Below are 16,731 nucleotides of genomic sequence, written 5' to 3'. Positions count from 1 at the left end.
GAAAGGCTCATGAACACAACCGGAAAGAAGGGTGCAGCTATGACCGCGTGGCTCACCTGCGCCTTGTGGATCGTCGTCGTGACCGCAGTCACGATCCCGGTTCCGGTTCAGGGGGGAACCGACTTCGTCGGTACCGTACTGTCGGTCGATCCCGGAGCGGGGAAGTTTGCGGTGAAGAAGGCGGATAGCGGGACCCGGTTCACCTTTGTCGTCAACGACAAGACCGTGTTCGAAGGCGGAAACCTCAAGGGCCTGAAGGACTTAAAGAAAAGCGACCAGGTCACCGTGACGTATCAGGTTGCGGGGAGCCAGTACATCGCTCTGAAGGTGGTGGCGAAGGAAAAATGAAGTGGTCACCGGTCGGTAAGCCGCAAGCCGCAAGGCGAGAGCTGACGGCTGCCCGCCGAGAAAGTCCTTGGTATGGAAATCAACGCTCAGACCAAGCTCTGCGGGGTCATCGGAAACCCGGTCGAGCATTCCTTGTCCCCCGCCATCCATAACGCGGCTTTTCAAAAGCTCGGCTTGAACTTCGTGTATCTGGCCTTTCCAGTGGAGAATATCGCTGACGCCGTTCGCGGTATCCGGGCGCTGGGAAATGCGCGCGGCTTCAGCGTGACCATCCCGCACAAAGTCTCCGCCATCCGGTTTCTCGACGAGGTGGAGCCGACGGCCCGCCACATCGGCGCCATCAACACCATCGTGGTGGATGACGGGAAACTGACCGGCTACAACACGGACGCTTCTGGAGCCCTGCGAGCACTGCGGGACAATGGTATCGAACTGAAAGGACGGCGGGTGGCGATGCTGGGGTCGGGCGGCGCTGCGCGCGCTATCGCCTTTGCGCTGGCAGCGGACTCAGCCGTTGCGGAACTGTTCATCCTGGGAATCGATGAAGTCGAGCGACAGGGTCTCGTTCGCGACCTCCAGGCCAAGACCTCGCTCCGCGTACACCAGGCGGTCTTGAGCGAAGACGCCCTCCGTCGCCTCTTGCCGGACGCGCAGGTCCTGATTCACTGCACACCGGTCGGGATGCATCCCAAGATTCGGGAAACCTGTGTTCCGGCCGGGCTACTTCATGCCCGTCTCGCCGTCATGGACATCGTGTACAACCCCCAGGAGACGCGTCTGCTCAAGGACGCCAAGGCAGCCGGCTGTCGAACGATCCGCGGTCTGGAGATGTTCCTCAACCAAGCCGCCGCGCAATTCGAACTCTGGACGAACCAACCAGCCCCGATCGACGTGATGCGGGCCGTGCTGGAATCCCGCTTCTCATGAATATCGTTCTCATTGGATATCGCGGCACCGGCAAGAGCACGGTGGGGAAAATTCTGGCGACAAGGCTGGGACGGGAGTTGGTCTCGACGGACGCCGAGGTCGTCAAGCGGGTCAAGCTGGCGATCCCCGAGATCGTGCAACGGTTCGGCTGGGAACATTTTCGAGACCTGGAGTCGGAGGTCTGCCGGGACCTGTGGGGGAAGGACGACTTGATCATCGACACCGGCGGCGGCGCCATCCTCCGTCAACAGAACGTGGATGTCCTCAAAAAGAACGGGACGCTGTTCTGGCTGACCGCGGAGGTGCCGACCATCGCCCGGCGCATAGGCGGGGATCCACAACGTCCCTCCCTGACCGGCACCAAGTCCTTTACGGAGGAAATACAGGAGGTGCTGGAACAGCGCCTGCCGAAGTACCAAGCCGCCGCAGACCATGTGATCGCGACGGAAGGACGAACGGTCGAAGAGGTCGTCGCCAGCATCCTCGCCAGGGTGTAAGGCCCCGCCGGGAGAGGCCGGCTTGTTGATCTGTTTGTAGGCCCGTGCTATGCTTTTTGCTGCAATTCATCGCTGCGGGGCCGAGTGATGGAGAGCGAAGCGGAGTGGCCCTGATTCGATGTTGCCTTGCGAGAGGAAGTTGGCCGGACAGCGTGAGTGACCGGACGGTGCAGTTGCATTGGCGCCAGGAAGTCTCTCCCTCCCTCCTCCATTCTTCCCAAGACAATGTCAACAGTAGTGACGGAGGTCGCTATGGGGAACAAATTGTATGTCGGAAGTTTACCCTACTCGACGACTGAGCAACAGCTGGCGGAGTTGTTCTCCCAGCATGGAACCGTCCAATCCGCGAAAGTGATCACGGATCGATACACCGGACAGTCCCGAGGATTCGGGTTCGTGGAAATGTCCACGCCGGAAGAGGCCCAGAAAGCCATTGCGGCGCTGAATGGAAGCCAATTGGGCGGTCGGACGCTCGTCGTGAACGAAGCCAGACCGCAGGAGAAGCGCCCCTACGGCGGCGGCAATCCCGGCGGCGGGGGCGGAGACCGGGATCGTTGGTAAAGATCGGCTCTTTGAAGGCTGCAAGCCCGCGACGGAGTAAAAAGGGCCTGCCGGAATCGGCGGCCCTTTTTTATTGGGCACTGATCGCAGCCCTATCGCGGCGGAACCCCGCGCCTTGACAAGGTCGGGCCGAAGTGATTCACTCACGCTTCGTGCGCCCGTAGCTCAGTTGGATAGAGCGTCGGGCTTCGAACCCGCAGGTCGCAGGTTCAAGTCCTGCCGGGCGCACCATCACAAGAGCCGGGGGAGTGTTTGCTGTGGCTCGAGCCGTCCCGCCGACCATCGTGCGACTCCTTCTCGGCTTTGCGCTCTTCCTGAGCGCGTGTAGCGACCAGTATACCGTCTTCCACAGTCAGACCGGTCTCCCGATCCTGCTGATCAAGCGCGCGTATACCTATGGCGGCTGCATTGAGACCATGCGGGCGGAAGCCGCCCGCTTGGGGGTGACCTTCCGTTATGTCCATGTCAAGGGCTCATGGCCCGGCCAAACGCTCCTCTGGCCTTTCGATCCGGGCTATGCCTGTGAGGCGGCGATCGGTCCTGAGCGGCCTCCGTCCGGCGCGTATGCGGACAGTTCCCCCCTTCCGATGTGATGTCACGTTCCGGACTGATGAGCCGTCTATCCGTTACGCGCACCCCGTCCAGGAGAGTCCAGTCTCTCGCGCATTCCAGGGCTTAAGCTGATGAGGACAAGGTCGGCCTGGGTGAGCGCTAAGGGCTCGGAAGCCTCAAGCTCTCTCGCGCACCCCGGCTTCCTGGGTCTCGGGGAACTGAGCGACGACGAGTTCCAGCGGTTTGTCCAAATCGTGCGCGCTCGCCCATCTTCGCATAGCTCAGTCCCTTCTTCATGAAACCTGCGGCTGCCAGTTTCGGATGGAGCGGCGTATCCGAGAAGGTACGCGCCTCTTCCGCCGATTGCAACGGACTCGCTGCGTTCCGCCCTCAATTGAAGGCTTCAGGTGAAGGCTTGACGATGACGGAGGGCTTCAGTACAGTGATGGACCGAGCCGTAGGAATTGGTTGTCGCTTCGGAGGAACTCAGAGTGACCCCGCCTCGACCGTCTGTGCCCTTCGCGGCACAGGCCGTGCCGTTTGATGAATTTCTCGCGACCGGAAAGCTTCCCGAGGGCCTGATCACGAGCGAATACGTGGCGCAGCAGTTCGTCGAGCGGCTGGTGCATTATGTCCTCAGCGTTCCTGCCGGCAGCTACACCATGGCCCAACTGGGGAAGTTGTTGGAACAATTAGATCCCCGGTACCAAGTCTTCTTTTTCAAGCGTCTGAAGGAGACCAGCCCCGACAGCCTGAAGGATTTCGCTCCCCTCTACTACGGATTTATGAACGAATTCCACTCCTTGCTGTTCACGTAACCGCGCAAAATACCGCTTGTCGTCGCTCCGTTCTCATGTATAATGAGGTATATTTTTGACACGAGGAGAAGTATGAATCCGACGCTTCAACGAGCTGTGACCAGTTTTTACAATCTGGTATATGAGGCGCAGACCTTTGCCACCACCATGGCGAGAATCGACACCGCCGAACAGGAACACTATGCGGGCCGGATCGAAGGCCTGAACTGGGTTCTTGACCGGTGCCAGGAACTCGAGGACATGGACGCCAACCTGACGCCCTCTTCCCTGCAACGGGTACTGACCGACGTCAAATCCGACCTGGATCATGAACTGTCGGTGCAGCGCCGCGAGAAAGGCCGACGGGCGGACGGACGTGAGGAGGCGCTCACCTTCGTGGCAGATTATCTGTCCAGCCTCATTACCGCGACCGAGATCGAATCCGCCAAGAGTTCGGTGTAACCTTCGCCAACGTGCCGCTCGGTTCCTTGACCGCGCCTTATTTTTCAGGGGCGGTGGGGTAGAGGTGTCGTCGGCCGATCGGCGGAAGGTCGTGCCTGTCGAGCGGCAATCTGCAGGACTTCGAAGCGGTGACGGACGTGTTGTTCAACCGTCACCCAGGAGAGTCCTGGCCGCGGCATACCGACAAGTCGACGCGGAGGGTACGGTATGGGTTCAGGATTCTTGGCCAAGAATCCCATGACGCGAGAGTGGATCATCTTCGCGATTTGTCTGGGCCTTGGAGGGCACATCGCGTTGGGTGTGGTGCTGCATGCGCCGGAACTCTGGCCATGGAGCCATGCCGGATTCTATGGTCTGCTCATGGGCCTTGCCGTGTACGTCGTGGTCCAGTTCAGCCGTTCCGTTTGGTGGCTCTATCGAGGCCGCCAGAAAGTCTCGGAAAAAGGCCGGCCGCCTTGGCCCGCCCAATAACACGCTCGGCGGGCAAGGGCGCTTCACATATTGACCTTGATCCAACGCGCCGCATAAGATTCGGCTATGTCGAGCACGCACAGCAGACCCGGGACTGGCCGGCCTGCCGCGCCGGCCGGACGGGCGGGAGCGCCGTACGGAACGAAGGGCGCAACTGGCCCGATCGACCAATACGGGTCCTTTCAAGCTTCGCTGCTTTACTGCCCCCATTGCCATCAGGCGACTCCTACGCGCGAGCGCCTGCTGCTGGTGTTGCCGTCCGGAAACCTCTACGAGTATCTCTGCACCCGGTGCGGCACGTCGACCGGGTCGAAAACCGACAACCAGCGCGTCGAGACAGAGCTCTTCCGCCCGTGACCTCCGCTTCGACCGATCCCAGCACGTGCTGGTCGGTACCCCTTTCGCCATCTACGAATCCCTGGAGTCATGAAACAGCCATCATGGGCTCACCCTGATCGATCAGTGGCAACGGGCAGAGCAACGGGTACCGGGAGCAACAGGTGCCGCGAAAATCCCCCACTCGTTTATTCTCCTTCACGAGGGGGAGGGATCGGCGAGGGTGAAACTGATAGCTGGCGGCTGATACCTGATGGCTATGTTGGAAGCAAACAGCCCGTCCATGAACGCTCGAAGATTTCCAAGAAGGGCCGTGCGGAAGAGCGCGGACGGACAAGCGGAACGCAATCCAGGGGAGCGAGATGTGGTCAGGCGATTTGGTCGAGCGGAATACCTTCTTCGATCAGCATCACCGGGATATCCTCCCGGACGGGATAGACGATTTTTCGGTCGGCCCGGACCAAGCCGCCGTCCAACTTTTCAGTTACCGGCTTCTTGGCCTTATTCTTCAGTTCGCCTCTCTCAACGGCGGCGTTCAGCTTCTCGACCAGGGTTTCGTCGGCCAAGCTGACCTCCTGTTTGGTTTCCGGACAGCAGAGAATGGCCAGCAGATCCGGAGCGATGTTGACCCGTTTACCCGTCGCCTCTCCCATACCAGCCTCCCCCCCCGCGTTGAGATTGTCGACATCTCGGCCGAAAACCGAAACGCGAAGGAGAGGATAGTGCAACCCCATCGAAAGATCAAGGCGCCGGTCGGACTTCCAGAGGTTTCATCCGGTCGGGCGAAATCTGCTACACTGGGGGGCGCTCGTTCTGGAGGAGTGTCATGACCGGACCTCGGAAACTGTGGCGTCACTGGCTGACCGGCTTGCTGCTGTTGGTGCCGGCCTGGGCCACGTTCCTGATCCTTTCCACGCTGTTCGCGGCGCTTGACGAGCTGATCGTGGACCTGCTGGGCACCCGCATCGCATCCGGCGTTCCCGGATTGGGCGTGCTGACGTTGTTCGCGCTCATTCTCCTCGGCGGCGTGATCGCAACCCATGTTCTGGGACAGCGGTTGTTTCGTCGCGCCGAAGACTGGTTGGAACGCATCCCGGTCGTGCGCAGCGTGTATCTGACGCTCAAGGGCATGACGGACCTGTTCAACTTCCGATCCCGATTCGGCCGCAGCACCGTGGTGGCCTTTCCGTTTCCGCGCGACGGACTCTGGGCATTGGGGTTCGTGATGGGATCGGCTCCTGCGCCGCTGCAAGTCGCTCCGGGGGCCGAGCTGGTGATGGTGTTCGTCCCGACGGCGATCCATCCGTTCACCGGATATCTGGCGTTTGTCCCGCGTCACCACGTCCGTCCGATCAATCTGCTGCCGGAGGATGCCATGAAGATGGAGTTCTCGGCCGGCTTCTACAAACCGGCTCGGGGCTGGCTTGCCGATCCGAGGGGAAGCGTATGACCAAGCCGCTAATCGATCGGCTGATCGTCCGACGCGCCCGGCTGGAAGACGCGGACGTCATCGCGTCGTTCAGCGCGGCCATGGCGCTCGAAACGGAAGGCCGGACCTTGGACCGGGATCGACTGCGGCTCGGCACGCTGGCCGTCTTGCAGTCGACGGAACGAGGTTTTTTCAATGTGGCGGAAGTGCATCAGGAAGGGACTCCGCCGGTGATCGTCGGCCAGCTCCTGGTGACCTATGAATGGAGCGACTGGCGCAACGCCCAGTTCTGGTGGATTCAAAGCGTCTACGTCGACCCCGCGTGGCGCCGGCAGGGCGTCTATCGGCGCATGCACGAGACGATCGTCAGCCAGGCCCGCGCGCAAAGGGATGTGTGCGGAGTTCGTCTCTACGTCGAAGACGGTAATCGCGTGGCGCAGACCGTCTACCAACGGGTCGGTCTCTCGCGCACCGCCTATGCCGTGTTCGAGGAAGATTTTGTGCTGTCGAAGGGAGTCCAAGCGACTCCCGCGCCGTGACGGACGTTTGCAACGCCGTTCAGGAGAGGAGGTCTGTTCCGTGTTCCCGAGACGCGCAGTTCCCAGGGGCATCAATCTTCGAACGATCAGTCTATGGTTCTGCCTCTGCCTGCTCTTTGCGAGCGGTTGCGCCTTCAGCAGGGGCAACCTGGGCGACGAGTTCAAGCCGGAGGACGTGGAGAAGATCAAAAAGGGGGCCACCACCCGATCGGAAGTGGTTTCGGTTCTGGGAGCGCCCGATCGGATCGTTCAAGCCAATGGTCACGACATCTTCCAATATTACCGTTACGATCTGAAGTCAGGGAGCCTTCTGCTCCTCCTGGTGAACTTTTCACGGGTCAACATCAAGAGCGACGACCTGTATATCCTGTTCAATCGCGACGGGGTCGTCGAAGACGTGGTGTTCGGCAGGCGTACGGATCGGCTGAAATTCCAGTTCTGGCCGTTCGGTGACTAAAGAGGACGAGAGGCAAGCGGCGATGGGAGAACGACGTGCAAGCGTTAAAGCGATCGGCCTTGCTCGTCGGCTTTTGGCCCTTGGCCTCCATCTCTTGCCCCTTGCCGCGTGCCTCGTGCCGTTGGGGCTATCAGGCTGCGGGTTCGCGACCGTCGCTCGACTCTCGATCAACGACCCGATACGCCAGGAGGACATCGCCTTCATTGTCCCGGGGCAAACCACGCTCGCCGATGTCGTGAAGCATCTCGGGGCTCCCGACGAACTGGCCGGCTTGGACGGAGGCGCGGCCGTTCTGTATCACTTTCGAGACGCCAAGTATTCACGGGTCAACTTCGGTTGGCCGGCCCGGTTTTGGTTGACGGTTTCCCCTGATTTGATCCTCTCCGCAGGTGGCCTTGGGACGGATGTGTTTGAGGTTGTGTTCGACTCCCGGTGGGTTGTTCGCGAGCATGCGTTCGCGAAACATACCAGCAACTCCAGCTTCAATCCGTGGCCTTTCTGATCTGTCAGGCGCCAGGTCCCTCACATTGCCGCATGAGAGGCGTCCCGCTATAATGCCGTCCGGATGAGCGCCCGCGATTCCGATAACGACCGGACGACCGACGCGCTGTTGCGCTCTCCTTCCTACATTCCCGCCGACCGGGATGTGCAATTCCTGCAACGCGACGAACTGCGCCCCTTGCGGCTGCAGCTCGAACTCCTCAAGCCCGAGCTGATTCAGCGAGAAGCGGGCATTCGTTCCACCATCGTGGTCTTCGGCAGCGCGCGACTCGTCGACTCGGCCCGGGCGAAGGACATCCTGGCCCGCGCAGAAGCCGAGCTGGCTGCGCAGCCGAACGACCCGGAAAGACGGCGGGCGGTCGAAATCGGGCTCCGGCACCTGGCCCTCGCCCGCTATTACGACGAAGCGCGCGAGTTCGGCAGACTGGTATCCTCCACCTGCCAGGTCAACGGCGTGTGCGACTTTGTGGTCGTCACCGGTGGGGGCCCCGGCATTATGGAGGCGGCCAACCGCGGCGCGGCCGACGCGGGAGGGAAGTCCGTCGGCTTGAACATCACCCTGCCGCATGAACAACGGCCCAACCCGTATATTACGCCGTCGCTGTGCTTTCAGTTCCGCTACTTCGCGCTGCGCAAGATGCACTTCCTGCTTCGCGCGAAGGCCTTGGTGGCCTTTCCCGGCGGGTTCGGCACGCTGGATGAGCTGTTCGAGACCTTGACGTTGCTCCAGACCGGCAAGGTGACCGGCGTCACCGTCGTGCTGGTGGGGCGCGCGTTCTGGGAACGGCTCATCAACTGGTCGATGCTGGTCGAGGAAGGTTTGGTCAGTCCGGAAGACCTCACGCTCTTTCACTACGCCGAGACGGCCCGGGAGGCCTGGGATTTGATCGCCGCTCGCCACCGGATCGACCGAACTGCATGATCATTTCTTTTCACGGCGCCGCGCGATCGGTGACGGGCAGCCGGCACCTGATCCAGACCCCCGGTTGCCGCGTCCTGTTGGACTGTGGTCTGTTCCAAGGCCGCCGCCAGGAAGCGGACCGACAAAACCGCTTTCTGGGCTTCGATCCGAAGGCGGTGGACGCGGTGCTCCTCTCGCACGCCCACATCGACCATTCCGGCGCCCTGCCCGTCTTGACCAAGCACGGGTTTGCCGGCAGGGTGCACGTGACGCCCGCCACCGGCGACCTGACCAGGGTCATGCTGGAGGATTCGGCCCGCATCCAGGAGAGCGACTGCGAGTACGTCAACAGACAGGAAGGGCGCAAGGGGCGGCGGTGTCTCCGACCCTTCTACGATGCCGACGATGTCCGGGCGATCGCGCGGCGTTTCGCGGGCGCCCGCTATGGCGATGTGATCAAGGTCGGCCCGCGAATGAGCGCCTCGTTCCACGATGCCGGCCATATCCTCGGCTCGGCCGCCATACGGCTCATGCATACGGCGCGCGGAAATACGGCGACCGTCCTCTTCACCGGTGATCTGGGACGGCCGCGCATGCCGATCCTCCGGGATCCCGCGGCGCCGCCGGCCTGCGATGTGCTGATCATCGAATCGACCTATGGAGACCGGCTCCACGAGGACGCCGGGGCCTCGCTCAACGCCAAAGTGGCGCGGGTGTTCGCCCAGGCCAAGTTGAACCGCGGCAAAATCATCGTGCCGGCGTTCGCGATTGGGAGGACTCAGGAACTGGTGATGCGGATCAAGGAACTGGTCCGCGAAGGGCGAATCGATCCGTTACCCATTTACATCGACTCGCCGTTGGCCGCCAAGGCGACGGAGATCTTCCGCCGGCATCCGGAATGTTTCGACGAGGAGACGCTCCGCACGTTCGCCTCGGAGGGCGACCCCTTCGCCGCGCGCTACATCCGCTACGTGTCGTCCGTCGACGAGAGCAAGCGGCTGAACGCGATGAAGGGACCCTGCGTCATCATCGCCTCGTCGGGTATGTGCGAGGGCGGACGGGTGCTGCATCATCTGAAGCACGCCGTCCAGGACGAAGCCAACATCGTCGTGATCGTCGGCTTTCAGGCCGAACACACGTTGGGGCGCAAGTTGATCGAGGGCTGGGACGTGGTGCCGATCTTCGGCGTGCCGACGCCGCGCCGCGCGCAGGTGGTCCGCCTCAACGGCCTGTCGGCCCATGCGGACCGCAAGGGCCTGTTGGCCTATGTCCGATCGATCAAGCCGGCGCCGGCCAAGACGTTTGTCGTGCACGGCGAAGAAAAACAAGCGCTCTCGCTGGCGGCGGCCATCAAAGCCGAGCATCCGCGCATGGACGTGATCGTGCCGGAGCGCGGATCGTCACACGAGATATGAGGCGCGAGGTTAAAGACTTGAGGCGAGAGGCCCGAGGCCAGAGGGCCAGTAGCGGGGAATTGAACCCCCTGCCCTTTGCCCCTCGCCCAGCCATGATTTTCATCATACGTGGGTGAGCGGGAGGCTCAGAAAGACTGCTGAAGAGATGAACTGGATCATCGAGACGGGGCAAGGCTGGAAGCTCTATGTCGCCGTCGGGGGGTTCGGCGCTTCCTTAGGGTCGTTCACCCTGGCCCTCTTTTCGCTCGCGGGGAGAGATGGCCAGTTTATGGCCCTGGTCGCCTGTGGCCTGTTCCTGGGCGTGGCCACATTCGCGTGGTTCACCGCGGCGCTCCGTTGCCCCCATTGCCTGGCCAAGCTGGTCTGGACCATGGCCACGACCCGTCCGCACAGTTCCTGGGTCATCGATCTGGCTGCGCTGGAACGATGTCCGCAGTGTCGGGCCCGTTTGACGGACGGAAAGGACCGTCGTGGCTGACCGACCGACGGGAAGATTGTAATGCGTCACCGCTGTATGGTGTTCGCCCGCATGGCGACGGTGATCGTCGCCGCGATACTGGCGTCCTGTTCGCTCTCCGGCACAGGTCGGACCGCCGAGCCTTCTTCAGGGACCGGCACGGAGGAGCCCCGCGCGCGGGCGAGAGATCTGAAGATCGTGATCGGCCGCTACCCGCCCGGGCCGCTCAACGCGATCACCGACGTGGCGGGCGTGAAAGTCGGGCATGTGACCCTGATCAAAGGAGAGGGCCCGCTCAAGCCGGGCGAAGGTCCTGTGCGGACCGGCGTCACGGTCGTCATCCCGCGCGATGATGTCTGGCGGAAGAAGGCGCCGGCCGGAGCCTTTGTCCTCAATGGCACGGGCGAGATGACGGGGTTGGCCTGGGTGGCGGAATCCGGTTTTCTCGAATATCCGATTGCGCTGACCAATACGCTGAACGTGCCGCGCGTGGCCAACGGGGTGATCAGTTGGATGATCACCCGTTATCCCGATATCGGCATCACCGATGACACCCTGACCCCGGTCGTCGCCGAATGCGACGACGGCCGCCTCAACGACATTCAGGGGCGACACGTGTCCGAGCAGGACGTGATTGAAGCGCTGGACCACGCCTCCGCCGGTCCGGTCGCGGAGGGCACGGTCGGAGCCGGCACCGGCATGGTGTCGTATGGGTTCAAGGGAGGGATCGGCACATCCTCGAGACGGTTGCCGGATGAGGAGGGAGGGTACACGGTCGGCGTGCTGGTCAACGCCAACCACGGGCGGCGCCCGGAGTTGATCATCGCCGGTGTCCCCGTGGGCCGGTTATACGATCGAGGCGAGCCGTTCAGCGGGAAGTCGAGTGCGCTGGAGGGGTCGGATGCCGTCGCGCACGAGGGACAGCCGGGCGGCGGCGAAGGCTCGATCATCGTGATCATCGCGACCGATGCGCCGCTGGACAGCCGCCAACTCTCCCGGCTCGCCAAACGGGCCGCGTTGGGGCTGGCCAGAACCGGCTCCACGGCGCGGCACGGCAGCGGCGACTTCATGCTCGCGTTCTCGACCGCGAATAGTATCCCGCACTATCCGAAAGAGCGCACGTTCTCCATGACGCACCTGGCGGACACCCACCTGAACCCATTGCTGACGGCCACGGTGGAGGCCACGGAGGAGGCCATTGTGAACGCGCTGACGACGGCGCGAACCGTCGTCGGGCGGGACCATCGCCGAATCGAAGCCATTTCTTTGGCGCGACTGCGGACGCTGCTGTCGCTCCCGCAATAAGACGCGCCTCCCCTCGATCGGGTAGCTTGCATTTTGAGGAGCGGCGTCGCTATGCTGCTGCCGCGGTGTCGGCAAGCAGGAGCAATCGTATGGGCGACTATCAGATCGGCGGAGGGCTCAGGCTGTTGACGGCCCTGGAGAAAACGGAGGGCTTCGCCGAATTCCTCAAGACCAGGATGATCCGCGCCCTGGAAACTGAAGACCCGACCGAGCTCCACTATCTGCTGGCGCAACTCGATGACTACTATTCCTACATGTGGCGGTACTACAAGAAGCTCATGAAAGAGCGGGGAGACCGCGTCAATCCCGACGTCTAGCCGGCCCGCATCGGCACGATGATCCCGACCACGACTTCGACACTCCGGTTCGCCTCCGCCCTGTCCCGCCTGACCGACGCTGCGGCCGCCGGCCGGGCTGTCGCGCAGGCGGTGCGCCGGCAAATCGGCGAAGACCCGATCGATCTGGCGTTGCTGTTTTTCTCCAACCACTACTCGGCGCGGGCCGAGTCGCTGGGCGCGGCGGTGCGCAAAGAAGCGGGGCCGCGTGTGTTGCTCGGATGCTCGGGGGAAGGAGTGATCGCGGGCGGAGAGGAGATTGAAACCGACCCGGCGGTGACGCTGTGGGCTGCCCGCCTCCCAGGCGTCCGCGTGAATCCCCTGCGGCTGTCCTTCTCCCGGGAACTCGACCGCTTCTCGGTCGGTGGATGGCCGGACGCTCGGGCGATCGGCGCCGGCCCGGTGTTCATGCTCCTGGCCGATCCCTTCTCGATTCCGATGAAAGAGGTGTTGGCCATGCTGGAGGAGCGGTATCCGGGGGCGGTCGCTATCGGCGGCCTGGCGGGGGGCGGACACGACGTCGGAGAGAATCGGATGGTCCTCGACGACGAGGTGTATGACAGCGGGCTTGTGGGCGTCGCCCTCTCCGGACCCGTGTCCATCGGGACGGTGATTTCGCAGGGATGCCGTCCGATCGGCGACCGGTACGTGGTCACCAAGGCGGAACACAACGTCATCCACGAACTGGGCGGTGCTCCCGCGCTGGAGCGCCTGCAAGCGCTGTTCGAGTCGATCTCCGGCGAGGAGCGCCGGATCGCGCAACGGGCGCTGCACCTGGGCATCGTGATCGACGAACACAGGAATCGCTTCGAGCGCGGGGACTTTCTCGTTCGGAATCTCATCGGCGCGGATCAGAGCACGGGAGCCGTCGCCGTCGGCGATATCGTTCAGGAGGGCCAAACCGTCCAGTTCCATCTGCGGGACGCCAAGTCGGCGCATGAAGACCTCCATCTCTTGCTGGCCGCCTATCGGACGCAGCGTCGGAAAGCCCCGCTGGGGGCGTTGCTCTTCAGTTGCTGCGGGCGGGGAGAAGGGCTGTTCGGCCGGCCGCACCACGATGTCTCCGTGTTGCGCGAACGGCTGGGGGACATCCCGATCGCCGGGTTCTTCGCTCAGGGGGAGATCGGACCGGTCGGCGGCCGCAACTTCCTGCACGGCTACACGGCTAGCGTCGCGCTGTTTTCCGAGCCTGATTCGTGACCATGCCGCTCCCCCTGTCCTGCCTGTCGTCCCGCCCACAGGGAGAGAAACCGTGAGCGCGTTCGGATCTCTGCTCATTCTGTTGCTGACGCTCGTCCCGACGCCGGCCGCCGGAGCCGAGGAGGTCGGGGAAGAAGTCACAACCGAATCCGGCCTGAAGTACGTGGATCTGGTCGTCGGCACCGGCCGCCCGGCGGAACTCGGCGATACCGCGACGGTGCATTACACCGGGTGGCTGGAAAACGGGAAACAATTCGACAGCTCGCGCGACCGCAACGAGCCCTTTTCGTTCCGCGTCGGCGCGGGGCGTGTGATCAAGGGATGGGATGAAGGAGTGCAAGGCATGAAGGTGGGCGGCAAGCGCAAACTGATCGTCCCCCCGGACCTGGGCTACGGCGCATGCGGGGCCGGCCACGTCATCCCGCCGAACGCGACCCTGACGTTCGAAGTGGAACAGTTGGGACTGCGCTAGCCGACGTCGATGATGTCGCAGGTTCCTCCGTCCGGTGGTGAGCACGGATCGAAGCATGAATCGCACTCCGCTCTATGACGCGCATCGGGCCTGCGGCGGGAAGCTCGTGGAGTTCGCCGGCTGGGAAATGCCGATCCAGTACACCGGCGTGGTGGACGAATACCACTCGGTCCGCAGCAGAGCCGGCCTGTTCGACGTCAGCCACATGGGGCGGCTCCAGGTCTCGGGGGCCGGTTCACTCGCCTTCCTTCAGCGGATGACCACGAACGACATGACCCGGCTGCCGGTCGGGCACGCTCACTATTCGATGGTCTGCAATCCGGAGGGCGGAATCAAAGACGACATTTTCGTGTACCGGTTGAAAGAGGACGAGTTCCTGCTTTGCGTGAACGCGTCCAATCGGGAAAAAATCGCGGCCTGGTTGCGCGACCATCTGACGCCTGCGTCACAGTGTACGGTGCGGGATCAATCCAGCGAACTGGCTCAACTCGCCATCCAGGGACCGGCTTCACGGACCATTTTGGAGAAGCTGGGAGCCGCGGGTGTGGCGAATCTCAACCCCCGGCAGTGTCTGGACGCCGTCTTGAACGGGATATCCTGCCTGATCACCAGGACCGGCTACACGGGAGAGCTGGGGTACGAGTTGCATATGCCGGCTCATGCCGCCGCCCGGGTCTGGAACGAACTGTTGGAGACAGGACGTCCCGAAGGTCTGAAGCCTGCGGGCCTGGGTGCGCGAGATCTGCTGCGGCTGGAGATGGCCTATCTGCTTTACGGAAATGATATCGACGAGGAGACGACGCCGATCGAGGCGGGAGCCCAGTGGGTGGTGAGTCTCGATAAAGGCGACTTTGTGGGACGGGCAAGACTGGCGAAGCAACACGCCGAGGGACCGACACGCCGGCTTGTGGCCTTCGAGCTGTTGGAAAAGGCGGTGCCGAGGCATGGCTGCAAGATGCTCGGCCGGTCCGGAGGCGCTCCGATCGGCGAGGTCACCAGCGGCAATTTTTCTCCCCTGCTGCAGAAGGGCATCGGACTGGGCTACGTGCCGCCGACCTACGCGACTCCCGGCTCGACCTTCCTGATCGACATCCGGGGCAAAGCCGTGCCCGCCGTGGTCGTCCGGCCGCCGTTCTACAAGCGCAAAACTCGTGAGGCGTGAAGCGTAAGGGGTGAGCAGAGGAAGGGATGGGCCAAGATGAAGAACCGGTCCGAATCAATCAACCAACTTTACCGAGGGCTCGAACGCATTGCTTCTCGGAGAGGTCTGTCCGATAAGAGACGCAAGGACCTCATTGAAGGTGTGAGTCACTGAATCGTGACCACGATTATGCATGGCACTGGGACGAAGTTGACCAAGAGGCAACGCGATAACAACACTTGGATCATCATGCAGGCAGAGCGGACGCTCCTCAAGTGCTTCCGGTAACAGGCAAGTGCTGTTTGATGAAGAACACGGTTTATATGGGTCGTGTTGTGACCTTGAATATCGAAACCGTGCGACTGCCCAACGGCGTGACGGTGGACTTGGAGATCATCCGCCATCCCGGCGCCGCCGCGGTCGTCCCGCTGAAAGAGGACGGGACGGTGGTGCTCATCCGCCAGTTCCGGCATGCGGCCGGAGGATTTGTTTACGAGATTCCCGCCGGTAAGCTGCATCCAGCCGAGGACCCGCGCGACTGCGCCGCGCGCGAGTTGGAAGAAGAGATCGGCTATCGCGCGTCGTCGCTCGAACTGCTGCTGAGCATCTGGACCGCCCCGGGCTTCGCGGATGAAGTCATCCACATCTACAAAGCTACGGGACTCACCTGCGGCAGACAGCAACTGGACCGCGACGAAGTGCTGGAGGTGGTGGAGATGCCGCTCGCGCAGGCGATCGCGAAGATTCGGGATGGAACGATTCGGGACGGGAAAACGATCGTCGGGCTGCAGACGGTGTTTCTCGATTCGGCGGGAATGTGAGCCGGTCGCTCGAGAAGTTCTCCGCAGCGCGAAGACCCCTCGAGCGAACCAGCCTCGCCTCACACGTTCAATTACTTGCCCTTCTTCTCGTCCTTCTTCTCGCCCTTCTTCATGTCGTCGGCGTAGATCTGCTCGATGAGCTTGCCGCCTTTCTTCTTCTCTTCCTTCTTTTCTTCGCCCGCAAACGACGGAGCCGTAAAGGCCACCAGGATCGCGACCGCCAGGAAACTCATCAGGAAGCGCTTCATTCGACCTCACCTCCTTTCGGTCTCTGAACTATGCCTTCCGGAAGGCGCTCCTGGCGTGAGCAAAGCCGGTGCCGTGCGACAGCCGGCAAGGAAATCGTTGGAGCTCAATGAGTTCGACGCGCGACGCCCAGAGGACTGAAGGAACGACTGCTTCCGACTGTGGCGGAATGGTGTGGAGAAGACTAAATTGCCTCACGCCCTCTTCGCCAGACGAAAGGTCGATGAAGCAGGCAGGCTTCTGGAGGTGCAAAAAAGGGAGGACAGGCCGGTTTTCATCTCTTGCCTTGCGGGTATTCGGGCTTGAGACTGGCATCAACCGCGCAAGGAGAAGCGAGAAAAGCGACCTGTCCTCTTCCCGAGCATCCGCGCGTCCGGCGTGGACGTTTGTATGCTGAAGGGGGAGGTCCCATCCAGGAGGAAGATGGGACCTCTGCGCGGCGTGGCACAGCCGCCGCGCTGCTTACAAGCCTTCGATGGCTCGTCGCATGAATCCGTTCTACGAATGCCCAGGCCCGTTCTCCGGAAGCTCTTCACAACGGACCCGATCGGGAAATGAGCA

The 16,731-nt window shown here is 62.4% G+C and carries 24 protein-coding genes and 1 tRNA gene; 23 read left to right on the top strand and 2 right to left on the bottom strand.

The window, feature by feature from the left end:
* Window positions 1–9: 9 nt before the first annotated feature.
* The 10 genes from AB1555_03295 to AB1555_03250 all read left to right on the top strand — a co-directional run bounded on the left by AB1555_03295 (window position 10) and on the right by AB1555_03250 (window position 4,972).
* The gene (locus tag AB1555_03295) at window positions 10–348 is read left to right on the top strand and encodes a hypothetical protein (GenBank protein MEW6245718.1); all 339 of its coding nucleotides are present in this window, start codon (window positions 10–12) and stop codon (window positions 346–348) included.
* A 72-nt stretch (window positions 349–420) separates the two neighbouring features.
* The gene (locus AB1555_03290; protein MEW6245717.1) at window positions 421–1,275 is read left to right on the top strand and encodes a shikimate dehydrogenase; all 855 of its coding nucleotides are present in this window, start codon (window positions 421–423) and stop codon (window positions 1,273–1,275) included.
* A complete protein-coding gene (locus AB1555_03285; GenBank protein ID MEW6245716.1) occupies window positions 1,272–1,772 on the top strand; it encodes a shikimate kinase in 501 nt (166 codons plus the stop codon). The genes AB1555_03290 and AB1555_03285 overlap by 4 nt, the downstream gene beginning before the upstream one ends.
* 252 nt (window positions 1,773–2,024) lie before the next feature.
* Entirely contained in the window at window positions 2,025–2,333 is a 309-nt protein-coding gene (locus AB1555_03280) for an RNA-binding protein (GenBank protein MEW6245715.1), read from the top strand.
* A gap of 154 nt (window positions 2,334–2,487) precedes the next feature.
* A tRNA-Arg gene (locus AB1555_03275) sits at window positions 2,488–2,564 on the top strand.
* Window positions 2,565–2,590: 26 nt separating this feature from the next.
* On the top strand, window positions 2,591–2,926 hold the full coding sequence (locus AB1555_03270) for a hypothetical protein (protein MEW6245714.1): 336 nt from the start codon (window positions 2,591–2,593) through the stop codon (window positions 2,924–2,926).
* A 450-nt stretch (window positions 2,927–3,376) separates the two neighbouring features.
* Window positions 3,377–3,703 carry a hypothetical protein gene (locus AB1555_03265; protein MEW6245713.1) on the top strand — a complete coding sequence of 109 codons (327 nt, stop codon included), beginning with the start codon at window positions 3,377–3,379 and terminating at the stop codon, window positions 3,701–3,703.
* Between the two features lie 72 nt (window positions 3,704–3,775).
* Complete coding sequence (locus AB1555_03260; GenBank protein ID MEW6245712.1) at window positions 3,776–4,144, top strand: hypothetical protein; 369 nt, start codon at window positions 3,776–3,778, stop codon at window positions 4,142–4,144.
* A 207-nt stretch (window positions 4,145–4,351) separates the two neighbouring features.
* Window positions 4,352–4,615, top strand: a complete 264-nt coding sequence (locus AB1555_03255) for a hypothetical protein (protein ID MEW6245711.1) — start codon at window positions 4,352–4,354, stop codon at window positions 4,613–4,615.
* 66 nt (window positions 4,616–4,681) lie between these two features.
* Window positions 4,682–4,972: a hypothetical protein gene (locus AB1555_03250; GenBank protein MEW6245710.1), complete on the top strand. Its 291-nt coding sequence runs from the start codon at window positions 4,682–4,684 to the stop codon at window positions 4,970–4,972.
* Window positions 4,973–5,319: 347 nt separating this feature from the next.
* Here the strand turns inward: AB1555_03250 and AB1555_03245 are convergent, their stop codons facing one another.
* Complete coding sequence (locus AB1555_03245) at window positions 5,320–5,604, bottom strand: Trm112 family protein (GenBank protein MEW6245709.1); 285 nt, start codon at window positions 5,602–5,604, stop codon at window positions 5,320–5,322.
* Window positions 5,605–5,777: 173 nt separating this feature from the next.
* On the opposite strand from AB1555_03245, the gene AB1555_03240 reads away from it, so the two are divergent.
* The 13 genes from AB1555_03240 (at window position 5,778) to AB1555_03180 (ending at window position 15,924) form a co-directional block, all read left to right on the top strand.
* Window positions 5,778–6,401 (top strand): DUF502 domain-containing protein, encoded by a 624-nt coding sequence (locus tag AB1555_03240; GenBank protein ID MEW6245708.1) that lies wholly within the window; start codon window positions 5,778–5,780, stop codon window positions 6,399–6,401.
* The gene (locus tag AB1555_03235; GenBank protein MEW6245707.1) at window positions 6,398–6,919 is read left to right on the top strand and encodes a GNAT family N-acetyltransferase; all 522 of its coding nucleotides are present in this window, start codon (window positions 6,398–6,400) and stop codon (window positions 6,917–6,919) included. The genes AB1555_03240 and AB1555_03235 overlap by 4 nt, the downstream gene beginning before the upstream one ends.
* Window positions 6,920–6,959: 40 nt before the next feature.
* Window positions 6,960–7,376, top strand: coding sequence for an outer membrane protein assembly factor BamE (bamE, locus tag AB1555_03230; GenBank protein ID MEW6245706.1), 417 nt, complete (start codon window positions 6,960–6,962; stop codon window positions 7,374–7,376).
* Window positions 7,377–7,398: 22 nt separating this feature from the next.
* Window positions 7,399–7,878: a hypothetical protein gene (locus AB1555_03225; GenBank protein MEW6245705.1), complete on the top strand. Its 480-nt coding sequence runs from the start codon at window positions 7,399–7,401 to the stop codon at window positions 7,876–7,878.
* Between the two features lie 63 nt (window positions 7,879–7,941).
* Window positions 7,942–8,799, top strand: coding sequence for a TIGR00730 family Rossman fold protein (locus AB1555_03220; GenBank protein ID MEW6245704.1), 858 nt, complete (start codon window positions 7,942–7,944; stop codon window positions 8,797–8,799).
* Window positions 8,796–10,193, top strand: coding sequence for an MBL fold metallo-hydrolase (locus tag AB1555_03215; GenBank protein MEW6245703.1), 1,398 nt, complete (start codon window positions 8,796–8,798; stop codon window positions 10,191–10,193). Before AB1555_03220 ends, AB1555_03215 begins: the two co-directional genes overlap by 4 nt.
* 145 nt (window positions 10,194–10,338) lie before the next feature.
* Window positions 10,339–10,671 carry a hypothetical protein gene (locus tag AB1555_03210; GenBank protein ID MEW6245702.1) on the top strand — a complete coding sequence of 111 codons (333 nt, stop codon included), beginning with the start codon at window positions 10,339–10,341 and terminating at the stop codon, window positions 10,669–10,671.
* 21 nt (window positions 10,672–10,692) lie between these two features.
* A complete protein-coding gene (locus AB1555_03205) occupies window positions 10,693–11,955 on the top strand; it encodes a P1 family peptidase (GenBank protein MEW6245701.1) in 1,263 nt (420 codons plus the stop codon).
* 89 nt (window positions 11,956–12,044) lie between these two features.
* Window positions 12,045–12,272 carry a hypothetical protein gene (locus AB1555_03200; GenBank protein MEW6245700.1) on the top strand — a complete coding sequence of 76 codons (228 nt, stop codon included), beginning with the start codon at window positions 12,045–12,047 and terminating at the stop codon, window positions 12,270–12,272.
* 18 nt (window positions 12,273–12,290) lie between these two features.
* Window positions 12,291–13,490 (top strand): FIST N-terminal domain-containing protein, encoded by a 1,200-nt coding sequence (locus tag AB1555_03195; protein ID MEW6245699.1) that lies wholly within the window; start codon window positions 12,291–12,293, stop codon window positions 13,488–13,490.
* A gap of 85 nt (window positions 13,491–13,575) precedes the next feature.
* A complete protein-coding gene (locus AB1555_03190; protein MEW6245698.1) occupies window positions 13,576–13,962 on the top strand; it encodes an FKBP-type peptidyl-prolyl cis-trans isomerase in 387 nt (128 codons plus the stop codon).
* A 55-nt stretch (window positions 13,963–14,017) separates the two neighbouring features.
* Window positions 14,018–15,124: a glycine cleavage system aminomethyltransferase GcvT gene (gene gcvT, locus AB1555_03185; GenBank protein MEW6245697.1), complete on the top strand. Its 1,107-nt coding sequence runs from the start codon at window positions 14,018–14,020 to the stop codon at window positions 15,122–15,124.
* Window positions 15,125–15,408: 284 nt separating this feature from the next.
* Entirely contained in the window at window positions 15,409–15,924 is a 516-nt protein-coding gene (locus AB1555_03180; protein ID MEW6245696.1) for an NUDIX hydrolase, read from the top strand.
* Between the two features lie 71 nt (window positions 15,925–15,995).
* On the opposite strand, the gene AB1555_03175 is transcribed toward AB1555_03180, so the two are convergent.
* A complete protein-coding gene (locus AB1555_03175) occupies window positions 15,996–16,172 on the bottom strand; it encodes a hypothetical protein (protein MEW6245695.1) in 177 nt (58 codons plus the stop codon).
* Window positions 16,173–16,731: the final 559 nt, after the last annotated feature.

It is taken from the genome of Nitrospirota bacterium, assembly GCA_040755395.1.
Taxonomy (GTDB): Bacteria; Nitrospirota; Nitrospiria; order Nitrospirales; family Nitrospiraceae; genus DATLZU01.
The sequence above is the reverse complement of the archived record's forward strand: the minus strand, read 5'-3'. Positions and strand labels throughout refer to the sequence as shown.

What these genes read in the sequence shown, in the direction of transcription:
- AB1555_03295 (MEW6245718.1), top strand. Translation starts at nt 10, where the DNA reads ATGAACACAACCGGAAAGAAGGGTGCAGCTATGACCGCGTGGCTCACC.
- AB1555_03250 (MEW6245710.1), top strand. Translation starts at nt 4,682, where the DNA reads ATGTCGAGCACGCACAGCAGACCCGGGACTGGCCGGCCTGCCGCGCCG.
- AB1555_03195 (MEW6245699.1), top strand. Translation starts at nt 12,291, where the DNA reads ATGATCCCGACCACGACTTCGACACTCCGGTTCGCCTCCGCCCTGTCC.
- AB1555_03175 (MEW6245695.1), bottom strand. Translation starts at nt 16,172, where the DNA reads ATGAAGCGCTTCCTGATGAGTTTCCTGGCGGTCGCGATCCTGGTGGCC.
- AB1555_03245 (MEW6245709.1), bottom strand. Translation starts at nt 5,604, where the DNA reads ATGGGAGAGGCGACGGGTAAACGGGTCAACATCGCTCCGGATCTGCTG.
- AB1555_03180 (MEW6245696.1), top strand. Translation starts at nt 15,409, where the DNA reads ATGAAGAACACGGTTTATATGGGTCGTGTTGTGACCTTGAATATCGAA.
- AB1555_03255 (MEW6245711.1), top strand. Translation starts at nt 4,352, where the DNA reads ATGGGTTCAGGATTCTTGGCCAAGAATCCCATGACGCGAGAGTGGATC.
- AB1555_03235 (MEW6245707.1), top strand. Translation starts at nt 6,398, where the DNA reads ATGACCAAGCCGCTAATCGATCGGCTGATCGTCCGACGCGCCCGGCTG.
- gcvT (MEW6245697.1), top strand. Translation starts at nt 14,018, where the DNA reads ATGAATCGCACTCCGCTCTATGACGCGCATCGGGCCTGCGGCGGGAAG.
- AB1555_03215 (MEW6245703.1), top strand. Translation starts at nt 8,796, where the DNA reads ATGATCATTTCTTTTCACGGCGCCGCGCGATCGGTGACGGGCAGCCGG.
- AB1555_03220 (MEW6245704.1), top strand. Translation starts at nt 7,942, where the DNA reads ATGAGCGCCCGCGATTCCGATAACGACCGGACGACCGACGCGCTGTTG.
- AB1555_03225 (MEW6245705.1), top strand. Translation starts at nt 7,399, where the DNA reads ATGGGAGAACGACGTGCAAGCGTTAAAGCGATCGGCCTTGCTCGTCGG.
- AB1555_03240 (MEW6245708.1), top strand. Translation starts at nt 5,778, where the DNA reads ATGACCGGACCTCGGAAACTGTGGCGTCACTGGCTGACCGGCTTGCTG.
- AB1555_03260 (MEW6245712.1), top strand. Translation starts at nt 3,776, where the DNA reads ATGAATCCGACGCTTCAACGAGCTGTGACCAGTTTTTACAATCTGGTA.
- AB1555_03285 (MEW6245716.1), top strand. Translation starts at nt 1,272, where the DNA reads ATGAATATCGTTCTCATTGGATATCGCGGCACCGGCAAGAGCACGGTG.
- AB1555_03280 (MEW6245715.1), top strand. Translation starts at nt 2,025, where the DNA reads ATGGGGAACAAATTGTATGTCGGAAGTTTACCCTACTCGACGACTGAG.
- AB1555_03290 (MEW6245717.1), top strand. Translation starts at nt 421, where the DNA reads ATGGAAATCAACGCTCAGACCAAGCTCTGCGGGGTCATCGGAAACCCG.
- AB1555_03205 (MEW6245701.1), top strand. Translation starts at nt 10,693, where the DNA reads ATGCGTCACCGCTGTATGGTGTTCGCCCGCATGGCGACGGTGATCGTC.
- AB1555_03210 (MEW6245702.1), top strand. Translation starts at nt 10,339, where the DNA reads ATGAACTGGATCATCGAGACGGGGCAAGGCTGGAAGCTCTATGTCGCC.
- AB1555_03200 (MEW6245700.1), top strand. Translation starts at nt 12,045, where the DNA reads ATGGGCGACTATCAGATCGGCGGAGGGCTCAGGCTGTTGACGGCCCTG.